Origin of the sequence: Mesorhizobium sp. M2A.F.Ca.ET.037.01.1.1, assembly GCF_003998075.1 — a bacterium.
Lineage (GTDB): Bacteria > Pseudomonadota > Alphaproteobacteria > Rhizobiales > Rhizobiaceae > Mesorhizobium.
This window is the reverse complement of record NZ_RZSA01001323.1, coordinates 1-1443: the sequence shown is the minus strand read 5'-3', so window position 1 is coordinate 1443 and position 1443 is coordinate 1. Positions and strand designations below refer to the sequence as shown.

Sequence of the window (1443 nt, the reverse complement as noted above, 5' to 3'; positions counted from 1 at the left end):
GTAGTAGCCGAGCGGGCGCGGCAGCTGCGTCAGCGTCGGGGTGATGAAGATGTCATAGGGGTTTAGGTCGCCGACGATATCGCGGCCGATCAGCCTCAGTTGCTCGACGTCGGAAACATGTTTGATGCCGCTGGTCGCGCGGCCGCGCTCGATGACCGCCCAGGTCACCGGCTCGAGATCGTTCGGTGTCACGGGGCGGCCGACCAGCGTTTCGAGGAAGCCGAAGGTGGCGGCCGTCTGCACGTTGGTCATGTCGGTGTAGGTCTTCCACGCGGCATCGGCGTCGAGCGGCATGTCATGCTCCTCGACGTCGTGGCCGAGGCGTTCGAGCAGGGCGACCGTGGAAAGCACGGTCTGCTTGACTTCAGGATCTATCGCGGCGCCGTTCGGCGGCGTGACGGTAAAGCCGATGCGCAGCTTCTTCGGCGCCCGTGCGGAGAGGTTCAGCCAGCTTTCCGCCGGAACCGGCGGGGTGTAGGCGTCGCCGGGCAGGGCGCCGGCCACCGCGTCGAGATAGGCGGCGGTGTCGCGCACGGTGCGTGAGCAGCAGAGGAAATAGGCGCCGCCATACCAATAGTCGCCGTAGGGCGCGAGGCTGACGCGGCCGCGCGAAGGCTTCAGGCCGACAATGCCGCAGCAGGAAGCCGGCACGCGGATCGAGCCTGCGCCGTCGCTGGCCTCGGCGATCGGCACCATGCGCGAAGCGATCGCGGCGGCAGCGCCGCCGCTCGATCCGCCCGGCGTGATGCCTTGCTTCCACGGGTTTTTCGTCGCGCCGTAAAGTTTTGGCTCGGTGGTGATCGACCAGCCGTTTTCCGGCGCGTTGGATTTACCGACGAGGACGAGCCCGGCGGCCTTGATGCGGCGCACCACTTCGCTGTCGGAATCGGCGACGAAGTCCTTCAGGTAGCGGCAGGAGTTGGTAAGAGGCGCGCCTTTCCAGGACGAGGCGAGCTCCTTGAGCAGATAGGGCACGCCGGCGAAGGGTGCGTTCCTGTCCACCGTCGCCGCCTGGGCGCGCGCCATGTCGTAGAGGCGGTGGATGACAGCATTGAGCGATGCGTTGAGGCGTTCGATCATGGTGATCGCCGCTTCAACGAGCTCAGCGGGGGCGACCTCGCCGCGCTTCACCAGGGCGGCGAGCGCCAGCGCGTCGGAATCTGTGTAAGTTTCGAGCAGGCTCTCCTAGACCGCAGCCATGTGTTCCTCCCACTTACAAGTGCCGTCAGTTGCGAACTGGCCCAGACTCACCCTCACCCAGCCTCCGCTTCGCTCGGCTGACCTCTCCCCGGCGGGGAGAGGAGGCTTTCGGTGCCGGCGCCAATCTCTTCTCCCCGCCGGGGAGAAGGTGGCCGCGAAGCGGCCGGATGAGGGGGCTGGCGCTACCGCTGATCGGGTAACCTCACGCCAGCTCGACGGTGCGCTTCTCTGCGATGCTCTGTT

1 protein-coding gene is annotated in these 1443 nt (G+C 66.7%); it reads right to left on the bottom strand.

The genetic code is table 11. The annotated features are described in order from the left end of the window. A partial coding sequence (locus EOA27_RS36380) for an amidase (protein ID WP_245491323.1) occupies positions 1–1131 on the bottom strand: 1131 nt, incomplete at its 3' end. Positions 1132–1443 lie beyond the last annotated feature (312 nt).